5 protein-coding genes are annotated in these 4636 nt (G+C 46.1%); 4 read left to right on the plus strand and 1 reads right to left on the minus strand.

From position 1 onward, the window contains the following. From JKY90_00405 to mutM, 4 genes are all read left to right on the plus strand, one after another. Positions 1 to 639: ABC transporter permease subunit (locus JKY90_00405; protein MBL4850734.1), on the plus strand; the 639-nt coding region annotated here is incomplete at its 5' end. Next, on the plus strand, positions 620 to 2002 hold the full coding sequence (locus JKY90_00410) for a Gldg family protein (GenBank protein MBL4850735.1): 1383 nt from the start codon (positions 620 to 622) through the stop codon (positions 2000 to 2002). The genes JKY90_00405 and JKY90_00410, both read left to right, overlap by 20 nt. 306 nt (positions 2003 to 2308) lie before the next feature. After that, positions 2309 to 2884, plus strand: a complete 576-nt coding sequence (locus tag JKY90_00415; GenBank protein MBL4850736.1) for a urate hydroxylase PuuD — start codon at positions 2309 to 2311, stop codon at positions 2882 to 2884. Positions 2885 to 3053: 169 nt separating this feature from the next. Beyond that, complete coding sequence (gene mutM / locus JKY90_00420; GenBank protein MBL4850737.1) at positions 3054 to 3869, plus strand: bifunctional DNA-formamidopyrimidine glycosylase/DNA-(apurinic or apyrimidinic site) lyase; 816 nt, start codon at positions 3054 to 3056, stop codon at positions 3867 to 3869. 14 nt (positions 3870 to 3883) lie between these two features. On the opposite strand, the gene JKY90_00425 is transcribed toward mutM, so the two are convergent. Then, on the minus strand, positions 3884 to 4636 hold a 753-nt coding region (locus JKY90_00425; protein ID MBL4850738.1), incomplete at its 5' end, for a hypothetical protein.

Genomic DNA, 4636 nt, shown 5'->3' on the forward strand with positions numbered 1-4636 from the left:
ATCGACAGTTTTATTGCCGGACAGGATGAGTTGGCGCTCAATGCGCAAGCGCCGGGCGCAACCTTACTGGTTGTTATCCGCATGTTGGGTAATGTGCCGATACTGTTGATGGTGGTGATACCGCTCATCACCATGCGCCTGTTAAGTGACGAAAAACGTTTACGTACACGGGTGTTATTATTGAGCTCACCAGTATCAATGTCAGCGATTGTGCTGGGTAAATATTTTGCTGTGATAGTTTTTTTCAGTGTTAGCTGGTTAATTATCGCCTTGATGGCTATATCGCTAAATCTCGGTACAGCACTGGATCTGGGGCATATCGCCACGGCATTGCTGGCAATAGGCTTGTTCACAATGGCGCTGGTTGCTATCGGCCTTTACATGTCGTCGCTGACCTCGCAATCGGCGATCGCGGCAATGGCAACGTTTGCTTTGGTGTTGTTGTTATGGATAGTCGATAGCGGCGTCAAACTAAATGGTAGTGATAGCGTACTCAGCCATCTTTCTATGAGCCACCATTATCAAACCTTACTCCGTGGTTTCCTAGCATTGGAAAGCGTAGCGTATTTTCTACTCGTGGCAGCTGTATTTCTCTTGCTCACTGTACGACAACTTCATCGTGAGCGAGTGTATGGTTAAGCAATCCATATTGCGCCGCGCCACTACTACATTGGTTTTTATCGCCATCATTTTGCTTGCCTGTGTGCTTTATTGGTTGGTGTTGAAATGGGACCAACAGTTTGACTGGACGCAAACACAAGGCAACAGCCTTTCCGCAAACAGTATTGGCGTGCTTGCAGAAATCAAAAATCCGCTGCAGGTGACTGCCTATGTCGATGAAGATAATATCGCTGTTCGCAAAGCCATTATTCACTTGATTGCGCGTTACCGTCGCTTTAAGCCGGATATTGAGTTGTTCTTTATTGATCCAGATGCAGAGCCACAGCAAGTGCGCGATCTTAATATCACAGTGAATGGTGAAATGGTGCTGACACTGGGCAGTGCCAGCGAGCATGTAAAAAGTTTACGTGAGACGGCATTCAGCAATGCTTTGCAACGACTATTGCGCCAAGGCGATCGCTGGCTCGCTTTTGCTGTCGGTCATGGCGAACGTAAATCTGACGGTAAGGCCAATCACGACCTGAGCCATTGGGTCAATGAGCTGAAACAGCAAGGCTTTAATATTGCCAATGTCAATCTCTCGCAAAGTGGTGGAGCACCCAATAACGCGGCAATGTTAATTATTGCCGGGTCGCAACTAGCTTGGTTGCCAGGTGAGGTCGATCACGTTATCAACCATGTCGAGGCGGGCGGCAATTTGCTATGGCTAACGGAACCGGGCAGTGATTATGGTCTTACCCGGTTGGCAGAGCATCTTACAGTGAGCATAGATGGTGCGACTGTCGTTGACCCCTTGGCGCGTTTAGTGGGAATCGATAATCCTACTTTCGCCATTATTGCACGTTATCCAGACCATGCCTTATGGCAACAATTTGATGCAACGACCTTATTTCCACAAGTGACCGCAGTGATGCTGCAGACAGATGCTAAGGATTGGCAAAGAGATGTTGTGTTAAGCAGCGGCGATCAAAGCTGGCTTGAACGCGGTGATATCACCGGTAATGTTAGATTGGATGATAATGATTTGGTGGGCCCGGTCTCTATAGCCGTCGCTTTACAGCGTCAATTCACCTTGAGTTCCGACCATAAAAAGGCGCAACGTATTGTTGTGATGGGTGATGGTGATTTTATCGCTAACCAATATATAGGTAACGCAGGTAATCTTGGTCTTGCTATGCGCTTAGTGAATTGGTTAAGTGTTAATGATGATTTAATTGCCATTCCATTAATTGAGCGCGGTGATCGAGAGCTGAAGCTCTCCTTGTTCGAGTCGCAACTGATTGCGATAGGATTTCTTATTGTTATTCCAACACTGTTGCTATTAGCGGGGCTATTGATCTGGTGGCGCCGAAGCCTTAAAGGCATCGGTGGCAAATACTAATATGGCGGTTTCTTGTAGTTTTTACCAAACAGTTTTATAGGGTGGATGCGCTAGCGTTTGCTCGTTCTGTGAGATTGCTAGCTTGAATGAGCGTAAAAGAGGCAATTTTTGTACTACCAACCTTTGTATATAGTATAAAATAGCATAAATTTGCGTCTGCATAGGCAGGACACAATAAAGCAATCACAGCATAAAAGACGATAAAAACTCAGGAAATAACATGAGCTTAATTAATATAAAAATAATTTCAATAACTTTAATATTGCAGCCTACTATAATGGCTGACTCTAAATCGAGGAGAGAAAAATGAATTTTATTAACTCAGTAAAAGGAAAAATATTCATTGGCTTTATTATTGCGCTGGCGATATTTTTCAGTGTCGATGGCGGCGTAAACATGACAGGCTATGGCGTAACAGCTTTCTTGCATGTGTTATCTGGCGTTGTTTGGATTGGTTTGTTGTATTACTTTAATTTTGTTCAAGTGCCAGCAATGGGTGAGGCTCTAGCTGATACTGACGGTCCAGGCCCAGCAGCAATTGGCAAATACATCGCCCCGCGTGCGCTATTATGGTTTCGCATGTCAGCGGCCAGCACGTTGGTTATTGGCTTAGTTTTGTTGGCATTGGAAGGTCGTGGTTTCAGTGGCATTGTTGATGCATTTACTTTGACTGATACAGTCATTGGTATTGGTGCTTGGATGGGCGTTATTATGGTGTTTAATGTTTGGTTTATTATTTGGCCAAGCCAGAAAAAAATCCTTGGTATGAAAGAAGCTTCAGCAGATGAAATTGCAACCGCTAAAAAGCGTGCAGCATTGGCATCCTCAATCAATGTAATTTTGTCAATTCCACTGTTGTTGACCATGATTGCTTGGCATTAAACGTAGTTTTCTGATGGCAAAAAATTCGTAGCCATCAAACAATAATGGATAAAACCTTCCGCTACTCTTGGCGGTCAGCGGAAGGTTGATTTATATCACATCTTGTTTTGAGAATCTTAGAGGATAGCCGCCTAACCAGTTAAGATTCTTATTTTTATTGATTTCTAGAATGCCTGAATTACCTGAAGTAGAAACTACCCGCCGTGGTATTGCGCCACATATCCAGGGTCAATGCGTTACCAAAATAATTGTACGCAACCCCAACCTTCGCTATGGCGTCCCTAAAAATCTAAGCAAAGAATTTGTTGGCCAAACAGTTAATGCTGTTGAGCGTCGTGGCAAGTATTTGCTGTTCACGAGTGATGCTGGCGCAATGATGGTGCATTTGGGTATGTCGGGCAGCTTACGTTATCTTGCCACAGCCTTGGCGCCTGGTAAGCATGATCATGTTGATATTATGTTTAACAACCACGGGTGCTTACGCTTTCATGACCCACGACGTTTTGGCAGCGTGCTGTGGTTGCCGCAAGGTGAGCCCGAACATAAGTTGCTGGCTAATATTGGCCCTGAACCCTTGTCAGATGACTTTAATGGTAATTACTTACTTAAGCGTGCACAGGGCCGTCGCACAGCAGTAAAGAATTTGATTATGGATAGCGCGGTGGTTGCTGGTGTGGGTAATATCTATGCCAATGAAGCTTTGTTTATGGCGGGTATTCATCCGTTACGTGCGGCAGGGCGTATTTCACTGAAACGCTGTCAAATATTAGTAACCGAAATAAAACAGGTATTACAAGCGGCAATAGCCAGCGGTGGCTCCACTTTGCGTGATTTTGTCAACAGCGATGGCAAGCCAGGCTATTTTGCCTTTGAACATAAAGTTTATGGCCGTGATGGCCAACCCTGCCAGTCTTGCGGTGCAACGCTTAAGCTGGTGCGCCTGAGTCAGCGGGCAACGGTGTATTGTGGTCGTTGCCAGCGCTAACTTTCAATAAACTGTTAAGGCGCTGCTAGTGGTTTTACTTCGACAATCACTCCGCCAGGCTCGCGCGCTAAGGTCGGCATGTTACCGCCAAGCCGCGCAATCTGTTCTGCTAAATCCCTATTTTTTGGATTGGCATGGTCAAAGATAATGTGAGTGAGCCCCTCAGTTATTTTGAGAAAATGTTCATCGTCATCACTACTTGGCGGTAGCGGCAATGTGGCTTGCCTAATGGCTAACATGGTGCGTCCTGGCCACTGACTGCTGACTTGCAGTTTTTCTTCGTCACTGTCAATGGATGCCACGAGCGTTGCTATCAGGCGGTCATTGTCGCCAAAATCAGCACGCGCCAAGGCGGCGTGATGCGCTTTATCACCTTGCATAAAGACAAAGGCGACAATAAACAGCAAGCTAAGGGCAAGGCCGCGCTGCGCCATAAACCCACGCAAACCAAACTTTTGCGCGTGAATTAGTTGCTGCGTCCCTAGGTAGAGTAACAGTGTTAGTAGCAGTGAAGCCCAAACCTGATCGGCACATAAAAGACCGATGAGGCTTGCAAGCAGCAAGCCGCAGCTTAGGCTGTCGTCGACAATGAATTTACGTGAGCGAATCACGACAATGGCGAATAAGATTAATACCAGTAGGCCTGCGAACCAGGCTGCGCCACTGTTGGCGTCGCCAATAACAAACATAGCGCTACCGACGACAGTGATAGGATTGTTGAGCCATTCGATATGAATCCAGCCCGCTTGCAGCAAGCCAACAAAGAC

The sequence above is a fragment of the Gammaproteobacteria bacterium genome, from assembly GCA_016765075.1.
Classification (GTDB): domain Bacteria; phylum Pseudomonadota; class Gammaproteobacteria.

Bases quoted from the DNA above. Each gene is read 5' to 3' on its own strand.
- JKY90_00415 (MBL4850736.1), top strand. From the start codon at position 2,309: ATGAATTTTATTAACTCAGTAAAAGGAAAAATATTCATTGGCTTTATT.
- mutM (MBL4850737.1), top strand. From the start codon at position 3,054: ATGCCTGAATTACCTGAAGTAGAAACTACCCGCCGTGGTATTGCGCCA.